The 18,053-nt window shown below is 26.5% G+C and carries 15 protein-coding genes; 11 read left to right on the top strand and 4 right to left on the bottom strand.

Annotation, left to right across the window (positions count from 1 at the left end; genetic code table 4):
- The first annotated feature begins 3 nt into the window (after positions 1 to 3).
- The 3 genes from ACD762_RS04825 (at position 4) to ACD762_RS04815 (ending at position 4,039) form a co-directional block, all read left to right on the top strand.
- Positions 4 to 1,305 (top strand): pyrimidine-nucleoside phosphorylase, encoded by a 1,302-nt coding sequence (locus ACD762_RS04825; RefSeq protein WP_423362817.1) that lies wholly within the window; start codon positions 4 to 6, stop codon positions 1,303 to 1,305.
- Positions 1,306 to 1,573: 268 nt separating this feature from the next.
- Entirely contained in the window at positions 1,574 to 1,897 is a 324-nt protein-coding gene (locus ACD762_RS04820) for a hypothetical protein (protein WP_423362816.1), read from the top strand.
- A gap of 72 nt (positions 1,898 to 1,969) precedes the next feature.
- Positions 1,970 to 4,039, top strand: coding sequence for an ATP-dependent DNA helicase RecG (locus tag ACD762_RS04815; protein ID WP_423362815.1), 2,070 nt, complete (start codon positions 1,970 to 1,972; stop codon positions 4,037 to 4,039).
- A gap of 464 nt (positions 4,040 to 4,503) precedes the next feature.
- Here the strand turns inward: ACD762_RS04815 and ACD762_RS04810 are convergent, their stop codons facing one another.
- Entirely contained in the window at positions 4,504 to 4,956 is a 453-nt protein-coding gene (locus ACD762_RS04810) for a hypothetical protein (protein ID WP_423362814.1), read from the bottom strand.
- Positions 4,957 to 5,088: 132 nt separating this feature from the next.
- Here ACD762_RS04810 and ACD762_RS04805 point away from each other — a divergent pair, with 132 nt between their 5' ends.
- Together ACD762_RS04805 and ACD762_RS04800 are read left to right on the top strand one after the other, a co-directional pair.
- Positions 5,089 to 5,286: a hypothetical protein gene (locus tag ACD762_RS04805; RefSeq protein WP_423362813.1), complete on the top strand. Its 198-nt coding sequence runs from the start codon at positions 5,089 to 5,091 to the stop codon at positions 5,284 to 5,286.
- A gap of 197 nt (positions 5,287 to 5,483) precedes the next feature.
- A complete protein-coding gene (locus ACD762_RS04800; protein WP_423362812.1) occupies positions 5,484 to 6,827 on the top strand; it encodes a short-chain fatty acid transporter in 1,344 nt (447 codons plus the stop codon).
- A gap of 33 nt (positions 6,828 to 6,860) precedes the next feature.
- On the opposite strand, the gene ACD762_RS04795 is transcribed toward ACD762_RS04800, so the two are convergent.
- Positions 6,861 to 7,370: a hypothetical protein gene (locus tag ACD762_RS04795; RefSeq protein WP_423362811.1), complete on the bottom strand. Its 510-nt coding sequence runs from the start codon at positions 7,368 to 7,370 to the stop codon at positions 6,861 to 6,863.
- 73 nt (positions 7,371 to 7,443) lie between these two features.
- Positions 7,444 to 8,355, bottom strand: coding sequence for a CorA family divalent cation transporter (locus tag ACD762_RS04790; protein ID WP_423362810.1), 912 nt, complete (start codon positions 8,353 to 8,355; stop codon positions 7,444 to 7,446).
- A gap of 154 nt (positions 8,356 to 8,509) precedes the next feature.
- Between ACD762_RS04790 and rnc the strand changes: the two genes are divergently transcribed.
- The 6 genes from rnc to ACD762_RS04760 are packed head-to-tail and all read left to right on the top strand — an operon-like array spanning position 8,510 to position 16,042.
- Positions 8,510 to 9,208, top strand: a complete 699-nt coding sequence (gene rnc, locus ACD762_RS04785) for a ribonuclease III (RefSeq protein WP_423362809.1) — start codon at positions 8,510 to 8,512, stop codon at positions 9,206 to 9,208.
- Complete coding sequence (gene ligA, locus ACD762_RS04780; protein WP_423362808.1) at positions 9,208 to 11,214, top strand: NAD-dependent DNA ligase LigA; 2,007 nt, start codon at positions 9,208 to 9,210, stop codon at positions 11,212 to 11,214. Before rnc ends, ligA begins: the two co-directional genes overlap by 1 nt.
- Complete coding sequence (locus ACD762_RS04775) at positions 11,207 to 11,494, top strand: Asp-tRNA(Asn)/Glu-tRNA(Gln) amidotransferase subunit GatC (RefSeq protein ID WP_423362807.1); 288 nt, start codon at positions 11,207 to 11,209, stop codon at positions 11,492 to 11,494. The genes ligA and ACD762_RS04775 overlap by 8 nt, the downstream gene beginning before the upstream one ends.
- On the top strand, positions 11,494 to 12,951 hold the full coding sequence (locus ACD762_RS04770) for an amidase family protein (protein ID WP_423362806.1): 1,458 nt from the start codon (positions 11,494 to 11,496) through the stop codon (positions 12,949 to 12,951). The genes ACD762_RS04775 and ACD762_RS04770 overlap by 1 nt, the downstream gene beginning before the upstream one ends.
- Positions 12,951 to 14,381, top strand: coding sequence for an Asp-tRNA(Asn)/Glu-tRNA(Gln) amidotransferase subunit GatB (gene gatB / locus ACD762_RS04765; RefSeq protein ID WP_423362805.1), 1,431 nt, complete (start codon positions 12,951 to 12,953; stop codon positions 14,379 to 14,381). The genes ACD762_RS04770 and gatB overlap by 1 nt, the downstream gene beginning before the upstream one ends.
- Positions 14,382 to 14,392: 11 nt before the next feature.
- Positions 14,393 to 16,042: a ribonuclease J gene (locus ACD762_RS04760; RefSeq protein WP_423362804.1), complete on the top strand. Its 1,650-nt coding sequence runs from the start codon at positions 14,393 to 14,395 to the stop codon at positions 16,040 to 16,042.
- A 173-nt stretch (positions 16,043 to 16,215) separates the two neighbouring features.
- Here ACD762_RS04760 and ACD762_RS04755 read toward each other — a convergent pair whose 3' ends face one another.
- On the bottom strand, positions 16,216 to 17,991 hold the full coding sequence (locus ACD762_RS04755; RefSeq protein ID WP_423362803.1) for a YgiQ family radical SAM protein: 1,776 nt from the start codon (positions 17,989 to 17,991) through the stop codon (positions 16,216 to 16,218).
- Positions 17,992 to 18,053: the final 62 nt, after the last annotated feature.

The raw sequence follows: 18,053 nt of genomic DNA, 5'->3' as shown, positions 1-18,053 counted from the left end.
TATATGAATATTTTAGAAATAATAGAAAAGAAAAAAAATAAAGAGGCATTAACAAAAGAAGAAATACAATATTTTATAGATGGATTTATTAAGGGAGAAATAAAAGACTATCAAGCTTCAGCCTTATTAATGGCTATTGTAATAAATGATATGAATAATGATGAAATAGTTAATTTAACAAATTCAATGCTATATAGTGGTGACATAATTGATTTAAGTCAAATTAAAGGAATAAAATCAGATAAACATTCAACAGGTGGAGTAGGGGATAAAGTTACCTTAGTGCTTGCTCCATTACTTGCAAGTGCAAATGCTACAATATCAAAAATGTCAGGACGAGGTTTAGGTCATACAGGAGGAACAATAGATAAACTAGAAGCTATACCTGGTTTTCAAGTAGAAATACCTTTAGAAGAATTTGTAAGTCTAGTAAATAAAAACAAAATAGCAATTGTTGGACAAACAGGCAACTTAGTACCTGCAGATAAAAAATTATATGCTTTAAGAGATGTTACAGGAACAGTACAATCAATACCACTAATTGCTTCAAGTATTATGTCAAAAAAATTAGCTAGTGGTGCAGACACTATCCTATTAGATGTTAAAGTAGGAAAAGGTGCTTTTATGAAAGATCTTAAACAAGCAGAGAAATTATCAAAAACAATGGTAGAAATAGGAAAGAGCTTAAATAAAGATGTAAAAGCAGTAATAACAGATATGAATCAACCACTAGGATATGCAATAGGTAATGCATTAGAAATAAAAGAAGTAATTGATACTTTGCATGGTAATGGACCAAAAGATCTAACTGAAATATGTTTAAAACTTGGAGCTATAATGCTAGTTCAAGCTAAAATTGAGACTGATGTAGAAAAGGCTTATACTATATTAGAAGCAAACTTACATAATGAAAAGGCATTTAATAAATTTAAAGTTTTTGTAGCAGCACAGCATGGTGATACAACTTATATTGATACACCAGAAAAATTTAGTGAACCTAAAACAGTACTTGAGATTGTAAGTGATAAAGAAGGATACTTACACGAAGTAAATGCTTTAGAGTTAGGACAAGTAGCTTTAGAACTTGGAGCAGGTAGACATACTAAAGAAGATAATATTGATTTTAGTGCTGGAATAGTACTAAAACATAAGATTAATGATTATATTAACAAAGGTGATATAGTAGGTACATTGTATACCAATAAAGAAGTAGATAATAAAATAATAGAAAAATTTAAAGCTGCTTTAATATATTCTGAACATCAAAATCCCAATACCGCACTAATAAAAGAAATAATTTCATAGTAAATATTTAGATAATTTAAGATGTCAAAAGACATCTTTTTTTTGTGCAAAAAATAAATATTATATGCTCTAAATAATATTTATAGCACTTAAAAATAGCTATAAATATAGTATAAAAAATATTGATAGTATTGCAAAAGTTAATAATTAGGTTATTAATGTTAACATATAGTTTAAATATAGTAAAATTAATTATCGTTTCGAATGACATTACAAATCTAAAAATGTTATCATATTGTCGATGCGTAAAAAGGTAAAAGGTGAAATTATGAAAACAATTAAATATACAAGAACTATTATGATCTTTATTGCTTTATTTTTACTTATCAGTAGTAATAATGTAATAAATATGCCAAATAGAAATTTATTCCATAATACATTAACAATTAAAAACAATATTATAAATATTAATAAGTACACTCCACTTAATGATTTAAATAAACAAGGTTTAGAAATAAAAAAAATGAGTGAATACAATAAAATAAAAGCTAAAAGATTTAAAATAATTAATGCGGCTTTTATAATATGTACCTTACTCACAATATTTTTACTAAATAGGGTGTTTTCAAAGTATTCAAGTGATTATAAGTAATATTAAAGTTGCCTATTTTAATATTTGATACAATGTTTAATTTATAAATGGTATAATAAACAAGGTGATACAATGAACAATATAAACTTAAATACTAAATTAATAGAACTTAAATCTATTGATTATACAGATAAAAAAACTAATAAACAAAAAAAGATTGTATTTACGGCAAAAAGATTAAAACTATTAGAAGAATTGAATCTAAATAATATTAATGATTTAATCCATTATTTTCCAAAAAGATATGATTATAGAGAAATAACTCCACTTCAAGAAGGCAAAGTTTTCTTATTATCTATTCTTGATTCAATAATAAAGATTAATTTTTATCGCCCTAAACAAAGTAGAATGAATTTTGAAGTGATTATAGATGATAAAAAAGTAAAAGTTGTAATATTTCATAGACACTTTAGAAAAGTTGAATTTGAAAAGGCAGAATATCTAATAATACAAGGTATCTACTCTACAGCTACTAACACTATAACCGCTAGTGAAATATTTACTGGTAACATTGATGAGATAAAAGGAATTCATCCTAAATACTCATTACCAACTGGTTATAATAATAAATCATTTCAAGATTTACTAATACCAATAATTTCAAATGTGAAAGATCAACTAGAATCTGATATTCCCAATGAATATCTTGTAAAATATAAACTTTTAGATAAGATTACAACTATAGCTCAATTACATTTTCCAACTAATAAAGTTAAATTAGATAAAGCTTTACAAACCCATATTTATGAAGAGTTTTTTCTTTATGCTATCCAATCAATTATTGAAAGAAAGAACAATAGTAAAATTAAAGGATATAATAAAGATATTGATATCAAAGATATTCCTTATTTATTAGACACTTTAAAATATACTTTAAGTGACGATCAAAAAAAGGTGTTAAATGAAATATATTTAGACTTAATTAATTCTCAACCAATGAATCGATTATTGTTAGCGGATGTTGGTAGTGGAAAAACATTAGTTGCTTTAATTAGTTGTTACATGGTTTTTATGAGTGGTTTTCAAAGTGCCTTTTTAGCACCAACAACTATCTTAGCAACTCAACACTATCATGAAGCTTTAGATATATTTAAAGATATTGAATTAAACATTGCTTTATTAACTGGATCAACTTCTAATGCTGAAAGAACTGTGATCTTAGAAGATTTAAACAAAGGTAAGATTGATCTATTAATAGGAACACATGCGATATATCAAAAAACAGTTATCTATAAAAACTTAGGACTTATAATTTTTGATGAGCAGCAAAGATTTGGTGTAGCTCAAAGACAATCATTAAAAAATAAAGGGAAAACTGTTGATTCTTTAATGTTAAGTGCAACACCAATTCCAAGAACACTAGCACAGAGTGTTTACTCGCAATTAAGTATTAGTACTATGGAAAAACCACTACCATTTAAAAAGCCAATTATATCTTACTATTATAAATCTAAATCATTAAAGCCATTTATGAATGAAATGATAGCTTTACTTGAAAAAAAACAACAAGTATATATTATTACACCTTTAGTAGAAGAAAGTTCTGAAGTAGATACTAAAAATGTTATAGATGTCTATAAGAATATATCAATGTATTTTAAAGATAAATATAAAGTAGGAATATTGCATGGTAAAATGAAAAATGAACAAAAAGATGAAACAATGATAAATTTTGCACACCATGAATATGATATACTTGTAGCTACATCACTAATTGAAGTAGGAATTAGTGTTGCAAATGCTAATTGTATAATAATATATGATGCACATCGTTTTGGACTTTCACAATTGCATCAACTTAGAGGAAGAGTTGGTAGAGGTAAAGAACAAGGGTATTGCGTATTTTTAAGCGAATCAGATGAAAAACAGGCCATAGACAAGTTAAATTTCATTACTAATAATAATAATGGTTTTGAAATTGCAAAATACGATTTAGAAACAAGAGGTCCTGGTGATATGCTAGGAGTAAAACAATCTGGATTACCTACATTTAATTTAGCAAATATTGTAACTCATGAAAAAATATTTAAACACGCTTTAAAGGATGCTAATGATTTTTCAAATAGTGTTGAAGAATTTCAAATGTGGTTAAAAAAACATCAACATCTTATTGATTCTTTAAACTTTTATCAATCAATATAAATATTTTCACAATAAAAAAACCGCTTAAGCGGTTTTTTTATAAGAAATATTATGTAAATAATAACTTCTTTTTAATTTAATTTACTTCATAATAGAAGTTAGGGATAATTAAACACATAATACTAATAATAATTGATCAATTAAGTTATTAGAAAATAATTTATTTCAATAAATATATTAAGTTACACTTTCTATGTATAATTTTGAAAAGTTTCACCACACAACTAATAAAACATTTTGAAAATTTTTAGGAATGAAAGTATAGATATTTCTAAAATATCCATATTATTTATATTTTATAGCACATTTAAAATTTAAATAATTTGAACAATTATTTAAGAAATGATAAATATATTCTTTGAAAAATCTTAATATTAAGGTTAGCCTTTAAAAAGGGAAAAGACTAAATGTTATGCATGAGAATACATAATCGGGATATCCTTTTTATATTCTACAACATAAGTTTACTTTTTGGCAACTTTAACGATAATTTTTTTTCACATTTTTAAGGCTTGCTTAAAAAGTTCTGTTAAAATATCTAAATTAACACTTTCTAACTTAGTAAAGTTTAAGCTTGTTTTACTAGTTTTAACTTTACCTAGCCTACTTTTGTAAACTTCTATTAATGGAATATTATCATTATTGTAAACATTTACATAAATACTAAAGTAGTTTTTTTGCCTTGCAAGCCCTAATGCAAACCATTCTACTTGTGTTTTATCAGCTTTAATCATTGAAATATCTTTAAAGGCAATAATGTTTTGATCACTGCCATTCCAAAATTTACCAGTATATATACTACCTTTAATATTAGGATTTATACTATAAACTATGTTTAATAATACATTGAATACTTCTTGATCTTTTTTACTCAAACCTTCTAAGTATTTAGTGATTGACTTTGTAGATTTTTCCATATAATACACCTCTTTTTATTTTTATTGTAGCTATTTGAATAAATAATAGAAAATATAATACAATATATTTTTATTGCAAACGACTAATTATTATATTAATTGTATGATAATATTGATAAAAGGGGTGTTATCATGAATGATAAAGAAAATGAATTTGTAAATCTTGATGATGAATCAAAAAAAGGTAAATACCAAGAATATTTTGATAAGGCTAAAGAATATGGAAATAAAACAATTTCTAATAAACAAACTCAAAAAGCTATTACAACAGTAATTGTTATGGGAGCTGTAGCATTACTCAAAACACTTACAAGTAGAAGAAAGCTTTAATGTTAAGACTGTATTTTATGAAATAAATACAGTCTTTTTGATATCGTTAAATATTATATGATTACTTTATCATTTAATTACTTTATATTAAGATTATTCTTCTTTTCATATAAAAGTATAATAAATTTCACAAAAGGTTCATATCTATTGATATTTCCATCATAAGTGTATATCATATGTATGGGAGGTATTATAATATGAAAAAAATATCGAAATTTCTAGTCAGTTTAGTTCAAAAGTATTTACCAGATCCTTTTGTATTTTGTATCTTACTGACAATCTTTGTTTATGTATGTAGTTTACTAACTACCTCAAACACACCAATATCTTTAATTAATCACTGGTATACAGGATTTTGGTCATTATTAAGCTTTGCAATGCAAATGGTTTTAGTTTTAGTTACTGGATATGCTATGGCAAGTGCACCGTTATTTAAAAAAGCCTTACATAAGATAGCTTTAAAAATTAAAACACCAGCTCAAGCAATTATTGTAGTTACATTAGTAGCCATGATTGCCAATGTAATAAATTGGGGATTTGGACTAGTAATTGGAGCAATTTTTGCAAAAGAAATTGCAAAAGTAGTTAAAAATGTGGATTATCCACTATTAATTGCCAGTGCTTATTCTGGATTCTTAGTTTGGCATGGTGGACTTTCAGGTTCTATTCCACTAGCTTTAGCAACTGGTGGAGAAACACTTAAAACAGCAACTGGTGGAGTAGTTACAGCACCAATTCCTAGCTCTGAAACAATTTTTAGCTTCTTTAATATTACTATAATAGTATTATTATTAATTGCTATTCCTTTAGTTAACATGCTTATGCATCCTAAAAAAGAAGAAGCAATTGTTGTAGATCCTAAAATATTCATTGAAGAAAATCAAACAAATAAAGTAACTGAGAAAAAGTTTTCTGATAAACTAGAAAATTCTAGAATCTTAAGTGGTATTATTATCATTGCTGGTTTAGTATTTATAGTAGGATACTTTAAGGATTCAGGCTTCTTACTAAGCTTAGATATTGTTAACTTTATATTCTTAATTGTAGGTTTAATTTTACACAAAACACCTATTAATTATGTTAGAGCTATTCAAGAAGGTATCTCAGGTAGTGCTGGAATTGTTTTACAGTTTCCATTCTATGCTGGTATCATGGGAATAATGGCTGGAGTTGGTGTTAATGGTGATTCATTTGGATCTATTATTTCAACAGCTTTAGTAAATCTTACAAACGAAACTACATTTAATGTTGTAACATTCTTAAATGCTGGTATTGTTAACTTCTTCATTCCTAGTGGTGGTGGTCAATGGGCAATTCAAGGTCCAATAATTCTGCCTGCTGCTCAACAATTAGGAATTGATGCTGCACATTCTTCAATGGCAATTGCCTGGGGAGATGCATGGACAAATATGATTCAACCATTCTGGGCTTTACCTGCTTTAGGTATTGCTAAACTTAATGCAAAAGATATAATGGGCTATTGTATAGTCGATTTGATAGTTGCAGGGGTAATTATTTGTGGAGTATTCCTAGTCTTATAAATATAAAAAAATCTACAATTTTGTAGATTTTTTTTATACTATTTTTTTAATACTTACAGTATATTCAGAGATATTTAATTCATATCCTTCATAATTAATTTTGCCATTCCAATTTATTTCTTTCATTTTATTATAAAACTCAGTAGTTAATGTCTGATTTTTAAGCATAGTTGTATTAACTGTCATTGCTGTACCATATTCAATACATTTGTAATGATCTTCTTTATCATAGTTATTTTTATCATAAGAAACTACTAAACCTGTTACACTGTTATTTGACGAGTCAAAACTAAACTGTAAAGTGCATTGAGCTAATTTGTCACTAGTTAAATTTAAAGTATTATTACTTTCATTAAATTTAGAATCAAAATCATTAAATTTATATTGTGAACTAGCTCTTATTAAATAATCATTAACAATACTATCTTGTTTAGATGTAGATTTGTAACTTGAACTTAAATTATCATTATTTACATATATACCAATCCCAATTAAAAAAACTAAAACCAACATAGAAATATATTTTTTCTTAATTTTCACCATTAATCTTCCTTTCGATTAATGTTATTATACCGTTTTTTTATGAAAAATAAATAAATAAAATGCTAAAAAGAAATTATTTATTTTTATTTAGAAAATTATATTTTCTAATAAGCCATACAGTTACTAAAATAGATATAATTGTTATTAAATAGGGAACAATATAATTATTTTTAGTATCAAATATCGGTAAATCGACATTCATACCATACCAACCAGTAATTAAAGTTAATGGTAAAAATATAATCGAAACAACAGTCATAATATTCATCGAATTATTCAAACCAATATCTAGTAAATTTTGATACATTTCTTTTAATTGAGAAGTATGATCAATCAAAATCTTTATATTATCATAACTTCTTGAAGCTCTATTTGAAATAAGTTTTATATATTGTTTATATTGCTCATCTTCTACTTGATAACCTAAAATATCTAAAAAATCGCTTACTTCTTCTATCCTTCTTCTAATATTTTCTAAATCTCTTCTTAATTTTAAGATTAATAAATTATATTTCTTTCTTTCATTATCAAGAATAATATTATCTTCTAAGTTTTCAACTCTATTTTGAAATTTTTTTGTTAAATCTTTTATACTTACTATTACTAATGACATTATTAGTACTAATAAATAACTATTTTTAGTTGAAGTAAAAGGCTGTTTTTTCAACTCTCTATTTATCATGTTAATTAAACGATTAATATTTGTACCTTCTTCAATGACAAAAAACAACTTTTCTCCATTAGATGCAAAAAACATACTTAATGATTTATTTTCATTGTAATTTAAGTTTAGATTACCAAAGTAATCATCTTTATAATACTCAATAAAAGTCAGCTTTTGTTCTAAATGGGCAAGTGAATGCATAAAATGCTTTGACAGCCAAGTCGGATTTTGAGTTATTTCTTCTTTTGTAGTAAATATAATTGTACAATTTTCAATATCTGAATTAACAATTTTTTGATTTTCAAAATGAAATTTTTCCATATTTAACACCTCTATAAATTACAATATATATCATTTTGAACAAAAGATAAAATAATATGTAATAAAATAGAAAATATTAAGCATTATAATTAAAAATACTGTATAATAAAGTAATGATTTAGTACTTATTTTAAGAAGAAGTGGATGTGTTATTATGAACTATAGTAATTATTTAAAACAAAAATTTTCAATAATTATAAAGGATGAGCAAATTGTAGAACAAGCTTTAACTCACCCATCATATGCAAATGAAATATTACATAATGAAGAACATTATGAAAGATTAGAGTTTATTGGAGATGCGATTTTACAATTTTTAATTTCTCAATTTTTGTATAAAGAGTTTCCAAAAATGAATGAGGGACAAATGACTGTTTTAAGAGCTAAGGCTGTTAGAGAAGAATCATTAGCTAATTACTCTAAAGAATATGAACTATATAAATATATTAAGGTTGGTAAAGGCGAAAAGAGAGCTGGAGGGGCTTTAAAAAGTTCTGTAATGTCTAATGTCTTTGAATCAATGTTAGGCGCTATATACATTAGTAATGGTTTAGAAGATGCTAGTGTATTTGTTCAAATAGTATATGATGCTGTTGTTAAAGATGACTTTGATGATATTGAAGATTTCAAAACAAAGTTACAAGAATTTGCACAAGCAGATTCTAAAAGAACAGTGATGTATGAATTAATTAAAGTTAGTGGTAGTGCTAATGAACCTGTTTTCGAATTTAAAGTCTTAATGAATGATTTAACTTTGGGTTATGGTAAAGGAACATCTAAAAAGAAAGCTCAACAATGTGCTGCTAAAGATGCACTACAAAAACTTGCTGTCACTATAAAGGAGGAAAATTAGTGGACATTAAGAAACAAATTGATGAATTAGAAAATATCTTAAAAGAGTGGGCTTATGAATACTATACTTTAGATAATCCTAGTGTTGATGATAGTGAATATGATCGTAAATACCATATTTTATTAGATTTGTTAAAAGAAAATCCTCAATATTTAAAAAATGATTCAATAACAAGATCTATAGGTTATGAAATATTAGATAAGTTTGAAAAAATCCAACATGAATATCCAATGTATTCATTAGGTAATGCTTATAGTGAAGAAGATCTTAAATCTTTTGATAAGAGAATTAAAAAAGATGTAAATATACCTTTTGACTATGTACTAGAGCCTAAAATTGATGGTTTAGCAATTGCTTTATCATACAAGCAAGGAAGACTAGTTTTAGCTACAACAAGAGGTGATGGAATTACTGGAGAAAATGTTACTGAAAATATTAAAACAATTAAAGAAATACCTTTAGTTTTAAATCAAGACATTGATTTAGAAGTAAGAGGTGAAATATATCTTAAACTAAGTGAGTTTAAGAGAATTAATAAAGAACAAGAAAAAGCAGGTTTACAAAAATTTGCTAATGCTAGAAATGCAGCTGCTGGTAGTTTAAGACAATTAGATTCAAAAGTAGCAGCAAAAAGAAAGTTAAGTGGTTTCTTTTATCAAATTGCAAACTATGATGCATTAGGCTTAAAGACTCATTGGCAAGCTTTAACTCTTTTAAAAAGTTTAGGATTTAGTGTTAATGAACAAATTATTGAACTTAAAAATATTAACAATATCTTAGACAATTTACATTTAATACAACAAAATAGAGATCAAAATGATTATGATATAGATGGTGCTGTATTAAAAGTAAATCAGTTTAATGTACAACAAGAACTAGGATTTACTGCTAAGTATCCAAAATTTATGATAGCTTATAAATTTGCAGCATTACAAGCAGAAACTAAACTTTTAGATATAGAGTATACTGTAGGAAGAACAGGTAAAATTACTCCTAATGCTATACTAGAACCAGTTTTGGTTTCTGGATCAACAATTAGTAGAGCAACAATGCATAACTTTGATTATATTACTTCAAAAGATATTAGAATTAATGATATGGTAGTTGTTGAAAAAGCAGGGGATGTTATTCCTGCAATTATTAAACCCGTTTTAAGTAGTAGAAATGATTTAGTTATTGTTCCTGAAATGATTGTTAAATGTCCAATATGTTCTACTTCTTTAATCAAGGAAAATGATTCAGTTGATTGGTATTGTCCAAACCCAAATTGTCCTGCAAGAAAAATAGAAAATATTATTCATTATGTTTCAAGAAATGCGATGAATATTGTTGGTCTTGGTGAACAACTAATAGAAAATTTCTTTAATGATGGATTTATTACAGATTTAACAGATATATATAAACTAGAAAAAAAAGAAGCTAAAATATTAGATTTAGAAGGATTTGGTCAGAAGTCTTTTGATAAATTAATATTAAGCATAAATAATAGTAAACAATCAACACTTGCAAGATTTTTATTTGCTTTAGGAATAAGACACCTTGGGCAAAAATCTGCCCAATTAATAGCAAAAGAATTTGAAAATATTAATCAGATTGAAAAAGCAACCTATGAACAACTTGTAAAAATTGAAAGCATTGGACCATCTATTGCTAAGTCAGTTAGTGATTTTTTCTTGAATGATAACAATAAAAAATTAGTTGATGAATTAATTAGTTATGGATTAGTTTTAGAGAATGAAAAAAAAGAAATTGACAATAGTTCAATTTTCACTAATAAAACAGTAGTAATAACTGGTACATTAGTAAATTATAAAAGAAATGATTTAAGTAAACTATTAGAAGCAAAAGGAGCAAAAGTTGCTAATTCTGTTTCTAAAAAAACGGATTACTTAATTTATGGTAGTGATCCTGGCTCAAAATATACAAAAGCTGTAAGTCTTGATGTATCTTTAATGAGCGAAGATAACCTTAATATAATATTGGAAAAGGAGAATGAAAATGGATAGAGCACAAGTCGAAGTTTATTTAAAAGATTTATATTTATCAGCTGAAAGCGAAGAAGAAATGGAATTTATTATGGCAGAATTTACACAAATTGCTAAAGCGGTTCAACATTTTAATGAAATTGATGTTACAGGTGTAGAAGATGCATCATGGCCTTTCTTATTTGAAGGTACTTATTTAAGAGAAGATGTAGTAGATAACACACTTACTCATGATGATGCATTAAGAAATGTAGCAAAAACTCAAGATGGTTATGTAAAATATGTCAAGGTGGTGCAATAATGTATAAAAAAACAATAAAACAACTACACAATAGTTTAAAAAATAAAGAGTTTACTCAAGAAGAACTACTAAACTCAATAAATAATGCTTTAATTAGTTCAAAAGATCTTAATTGTGTAAATACACTATTAAATCCTGAAGCTAAAGAATACTCTTACACAAATATATTAGATGGTATTCCGTATGCAAATAAAGACTTATTTGCAACTAAAAATATTTTAACAACAAGCAGTTCAAGGATTTTAGATAATTATTATCCAATGTACAATTCAACAGTGTTTGAAAAACTAGAAGAAGCTAATACTGTAATGGTATGTAAGTCAAATTTAGATGAATTTGGAATGGGTGGAACTAACTTAAACTCAATATTTGGTGCAACCAAAAATCCATGGAACATTGAAAAAGGTACAGGTGGATCTTCAGGAGGAAGCGCAGGATTAGTAGCTTCAGGAATAGTTCCATTTGCTACTGGTACTGACACAGGAGATTCTGTTAGAAAACCAGCTGCTTATTGTGGTATTTATGGTTATAAGCCTACTTGGGGTACAGTATCACGTTATGGTATTTTCCCATATGCTTCAAGTTTAGACACACCAGGAATATTTGCTAGATGTATTGAAGACATTGCAATAGTTGCTGAAACAATTAATGGTCCAGATAAAAAAGATGGAACATCAATGATGCATACCAAAGAAAACTTTTATTCAAATCTTAAACACCCAAATAAACTAAAAATAGGTTATATTAAAGAACTAATAGAAACTTTTGACAATCCAAAAGTAATTGAACAGTTCAATGAAGTAAAAGAATACCTTGAATCATTAGGACATGAAGTAGTAGAAGTCAACATGGATCTTAATTTATTAAAATGTATTAGAGGAGTTTACCACTCATTAGCAAATGCAGAAGCTAGTTCAAATTTAGCAAATCTAACAGGTGTAATATTTGGTGAAAGAATCGAAAAAGAAACATGGGATAAATCAATAGTTGCAACTAGAAATTTTGGTATTTCTAAATTTTCTAAAGCTAGACTATGTATTGGAGCAATGGCTTTAAAAGAAAAAGACCGTGATTTATATTATATTAAAGCAAAACAAATAAGAACATTATTAATTAAAGGTCACTTAGAACTATTTAAACAAGTAGATATTCTTATAAATCCAAGTGCTAATACTGCAGCCTTTAATCCAGCAACAGATGTAATAAAACAATCAGAATTAACAAATTTAGTAGCTGAAAACTATCTATCAGTTGCCAATATTATTGGTTCACCAGGTTTAACAATTCCAACACATATAATTGATGGAATGCCATTTGCAATTAGTTTAATGGGTAGAACATTTGAAGATCAACTATTATTTGATTTAGGAAAACAATTCGAAGATGGACTACTTGATAACAACTATAAAAATGTAACTAGTTTTTATAATAGATATGCAAAAAAGGAGAATGACTAATGAACTTTGAAACTGTAATTGGAATTGAAATACACTGTGAATTAAAAACAAATACTAAAATGTTTTCAGGATCTAAAGTTGGCTTTCATGATCCAGTAAATACAAATGTTAATGAAGTAGATTTAGGAATGCCTGGATCTCTTCCAACAATAAATAAAAGAGGTGTTGAACAAGCGTTAAAGGCTTGTCATATATTTAACATGAGCATAAATCCATTACTTACATTTGATAGAAAATGCTATTTCTATCCTGATTTAACAAAAGGATATCAAATAACACAAAATGACTTTCCAATTGGTACTAATGGTAGCATCACAATAGAACTTGAAGACTACAAAAAACAAATAAACATAGATAAAGTAGTTATAGAAGAAGATACTGCACAACTAAAACATTATGATGATTATACATTAATAGACTATAATCGTGCAGGGACACCTCTAATAGAAATTATTTCAGATGCTTCTATGAGAACAGCAAAAGAAGCATCAACCTATGTTGCAACATTAAGAAATATGTTAGAGTATGCAGATATCTCAGATGCAAAAATGGAAGAAGGATCATTAAGATGTGATGTTAATGTTTCAATTAGACCATATGGTCAAGAAAAATTTGGAACTAAAACAGAAATAAAAAATCTTAATTCTATTTCAAATATTGAAAGAGCCATTGCTTTTGAAATTTCAAGACAAGAAAAACTTATTTTAAGTGGAGAAACAATAGCTTCTGAAACAAGAAGATTTGATGAAGCTACTAAAACAACAATTAAAATGAGAGGTAAAGATGGTGTTATTGATTATCGATTCCATCGTGAACCAAATTTAATACCTACAAGAATAGACAATTCAATTATTGAAGGTGTAAAAAAAGAAATTCCATTAATGCCTGCAGCATTAAAAGAGTTATATATCAATGAATATGGTATTAGTTTAACTGATGCAAAAATTCTAACTAATAATATTAAAATAAGTAATTACTTTAATGAAACAATTTTATTAACAAGTAACTACAAAACAGTAACCAATTGGATTATTACTGAAATATTTACTTATTTAAATAAAAACAATATTAGTATTGAACAACAATCATTAACACCAAAAGGATTGGCTAAAATGATTAATTTAATGGATGAAGGCTTAATTTCAAGTAAACAATTAAAACAAATATTTGAAATAGTAAATAAAACACAAAATGATGATATTGATAAAATAGTTAAAGAAAACAATATGGCTATGATATCTAATGAAGCTGAAATCTTAGTATTTATTAATAATGCGATAGAAAACAACCCAGCATCTGTACAAGATTATAAAGATGGAAAAGATAGAGCCATTAAATTCTTACTTGGTCAAATAATGAAAAATTCAAAAGGTCAAGTAAACCCAAAATTAACAAATGAGCTATTAATAGAAAAATTAAAAACATTATAAGGAGTGATTAAATGAGTGATATAATAAAATTTGTATCGCTTGGAGGATTAGATGAAAACGGAAAAAACATGTATTGTTTTGAAATAAATGAAGATATATACATCGTTGAATGTGGATTAAAGTATCCAGAGACACAAAATTTAGGTATAGATATTGAAATACCTTCATTTGATTATCTAATAGAAAACAAGCATCGAGTAAAGGCGCTATTTGTGACGCATGCTCACCCAGATACTATGGGAGCAATTCAATATTTATTGAAAGAAGTCTCACCAATAATATATGCAACACAACTAACTTCATGGATTATTGAAGATAGATTAAAAGAAGCAAATATAAAAAATTATAAAATAAAAAGAATAAAAGAAAATTCTATTATGAAAATGGAATCTGGATTAAAAGTGCATTCTTTTAAAACAACACATTCTATTGTTCAATCAGTTGGTATTGCCTTTGAAACTAGCCAAGGATATGTCGTATTCACATCTGACTTTATTTTTGACTTTGCAGCCAAACCTCAATATAGAAGTGATCTTAGAAAACTAATAGAAATGGAAAGAAAAGGTGTTTTAGCATTATTTACTGAATCTGTAGGTGCATCAAAACCAGGCTTTACTGCACCAAACCACAGAATGAGTAGATGGGTAGAACCTATTATTTCTAAAGCATCAAGTAGAGTAGTTATTACAGTTTATACACATAGTTTATTCAATGTTCAAGAAATAGCTAATGTAGCTATTAAATACAATTATCGTATTTTATTCTTTGATAAAGAATTACAAGATTTAGTACACAAACATAATAAACTAGATTTAGCATTAGTACCACCTGATAAAATTGCACCAATCTCTGATATTGATAAAGGAGATGTAATGGTTATCATTTCAGGTAATGGTATTGATTTATTTGAAAAACTAGCTAAAATTGCTTCTAAGGCTGATGAAACATTAAAACCTGGTAGTAATGATACATTTATAATTGCATCACCACCAATCCCAGGTGTTGAACATGTATCTATTAAAGCTATCGATGATATTTCACGTTTAGATTCAGATGTTTTCATTTTATCATCTAAACAAGTAGGTAGTATGCATGCTTCTAAAGAAGATTTAAAAATGATGATTAGTATCCTTAATCCAAAATTTTATGTTCCAATTAAAGGTGAGTACACTCAATTAGTTGATAATGCTGATTTAGGTTATGATATGAACATTTCTAAAGAAAACATTGTAGTTCTAGAAAATGGGGAAATAATAACTTTTAATAATGGTAAATTAGAAGAAGCTAGAAATAAAGTTAAAACTGGTAGTATTTTAATAGATGGTCAAAATGTTAATGATTCTCAAACAGTCGTTTTAAAAGATCGACTAACATTGAGCAATGAAGGTACTGTTATTATTGGTATTGGACTTGATCGAAAAACTAAAGAACAAGTTATGACAATGGATATACAAACAAGAGGATTTATTTACATAAAGGATTCAGAACACATCATTAATAGTATTAGAAAAATAGTAAATAAAACATTAGAAAAATGTGATTTACAAAATGATGTTGGATTTAATGATGCTAAAGGTAAAATAAGAAGTACTGTACAAGATTATATTAAAAAAGAAACTGGAAAAGAACCAATAATTCTTACAATGATAATAACTGTCTAATAAAAGTTATTAAAGTATATATTAATTAAAGGTACTTATTTGATTAAAAGGAGTAATGAAAGTTACTCCTTTTTATTTGGTTTAAATTGTTAGTCATTGTAAATATAATTGCTAATTTTAAGATATAAAAAAACGCTAATAATAGATTTTACATCTGTTATTAGCGGCTATTATTATAATAATCCTTTAGGACCTTTAATTAAATCATCTCTATGCAACTGTTTTAATCCAGAAATAACTAATTTTCTATTTTTAGGGTCTTTATATTGTAAAAAAGCCCTTTGAATTGCTTTATCATTTTCACTTTTTGCAACAAATATTTTTTTATTATTATCTAAAGGATTTGTATTAGTATAATACATCAAAGTAGACATAGTTGATGGTGTAGGGTAAAAATCTTGTACTTGTTTTGGCTGATAATTAATCTTTTTAAGATAAAGAGCTAATTGTAAAGCATCATCTAAAGTAGAACCTGGATGAGAAGACATTAAGTATGGTAAAACATACTGTTCCTTATTTAAATTTTTAGTAACTTTATTAAACTTATCAACAAATTTATCATACAATTTAACACTAGGTTTTCCCATTACCTTTAAAACATTATCAGATACATGTTCAGGAGCTAATCGTAATTGACCAGACACATGATACTTAACTAATTCCTCTAAATATTTATCATCATCTTTTAACATATAATCATATCTAATTCCAGATCTGACAAATACTTTTTTAATACCATCTATTTCTCTTACTTTTTCTAAAATATCAAAATACTTTTCGTGTGAAACTTTAAGGTTATTACAACTGTGGAATCCAAAACAAGATTTTTCACTACAGCTTCCATAATTATTTAGTTTGTCACACATATCATCATTAAAATTAGCAGTTGGTCCACCAACATCATGAATATAACCTTTCCAGTCTTTTAAAGTCATCATTTTCTTTGCTTCAGCAACACAAGATTCTGTTGAACGCATAGAAACCTGTCTACCTTGATGGTAAGTAATTGCACAAAAATTACAACCACCATTACAGCCACGATTAGCACTTATACTAAATTTAACTTCATTTAAAGCCGATACTTTACCTAATCCCATATATTCATCATAACTCTCATATGTAAAAGGTAAATCATATAAGTGATCTAACTCTGATTGAGAAAGTACTGGTTGGGGAATATTTGCAATAACATATTCTTCATTATATGGTTCTACTAAAGTCGTAGCACTTTGATTATCATTATTATTATATTGTTTTAAATAATTCTCAGAATATTTTTTAGAATCTTTTTTTATATCAGAAACCGAATTCATTAAAACATAATCTGGCAAGTTATCAAGAGATTTACTTTTATAACAAGTTCCTTTAATAAAAGTAATGTCTTTAATATCAAGTCCACTATTTAAATAATCAGCTATTTCAACTATAGCTTTTTCACCCATGCTATATACTAATAAATCTGCTGTAGAGCTTAATAATACTGAAGGTAAAATAGTATCTTGCCAATAATCATAGTGAGCAAATCGTCTTAAACTCGCTTCTATTCCACCTATAACAATTGGAACATCATTATAAACTCTTCTTATCAATTTACAATACTCTATGGTAGCATAATCAGGTCTTTTTCCGCCTTTATTATTTACAGAATATTCATCTTGCCTTCTTTTTTTCTTACTTACATAGTAATTATTAACCATTGAATCTATATTACCTGAGCCTACTAAAAAACCTAATCTTGGTATACCACATTTTTTAATTGAATTATCATCTTTTACATTAGGTTGTGCTAAAATAGCACAACTATAACCAAAAGACTCTAAATATCGTGCAATTAAAGATGTCCCAAAACTAGGATGATCAACATATGCATCACCAGTAACTACTACAAAATCAACTTGTTTTATATTTCTTTCTTTTATTTCTTTCTTATTTGTTGGAAGAAAATTCATTTTTATCACCTTTATTCATTATAGCAAATTTACTAATTGTATAATACAAAAATCACAAAATA

Origin of the sequence: Mycoplasma sp. P36-A1 (genome assembly GCF_049478495.1) — a bacterium.
Taxonomy (GTDB): Bacteria; Bacillota_I; Bacilli_A; order JAJDGJ01; family JAJDGJ01; genus P36-A1.
The sequence above is the reverse complement of the archived record's forward strand: the minus strand, read 5'-3'. Positions and strand labels throughout refer to the sequence as shown.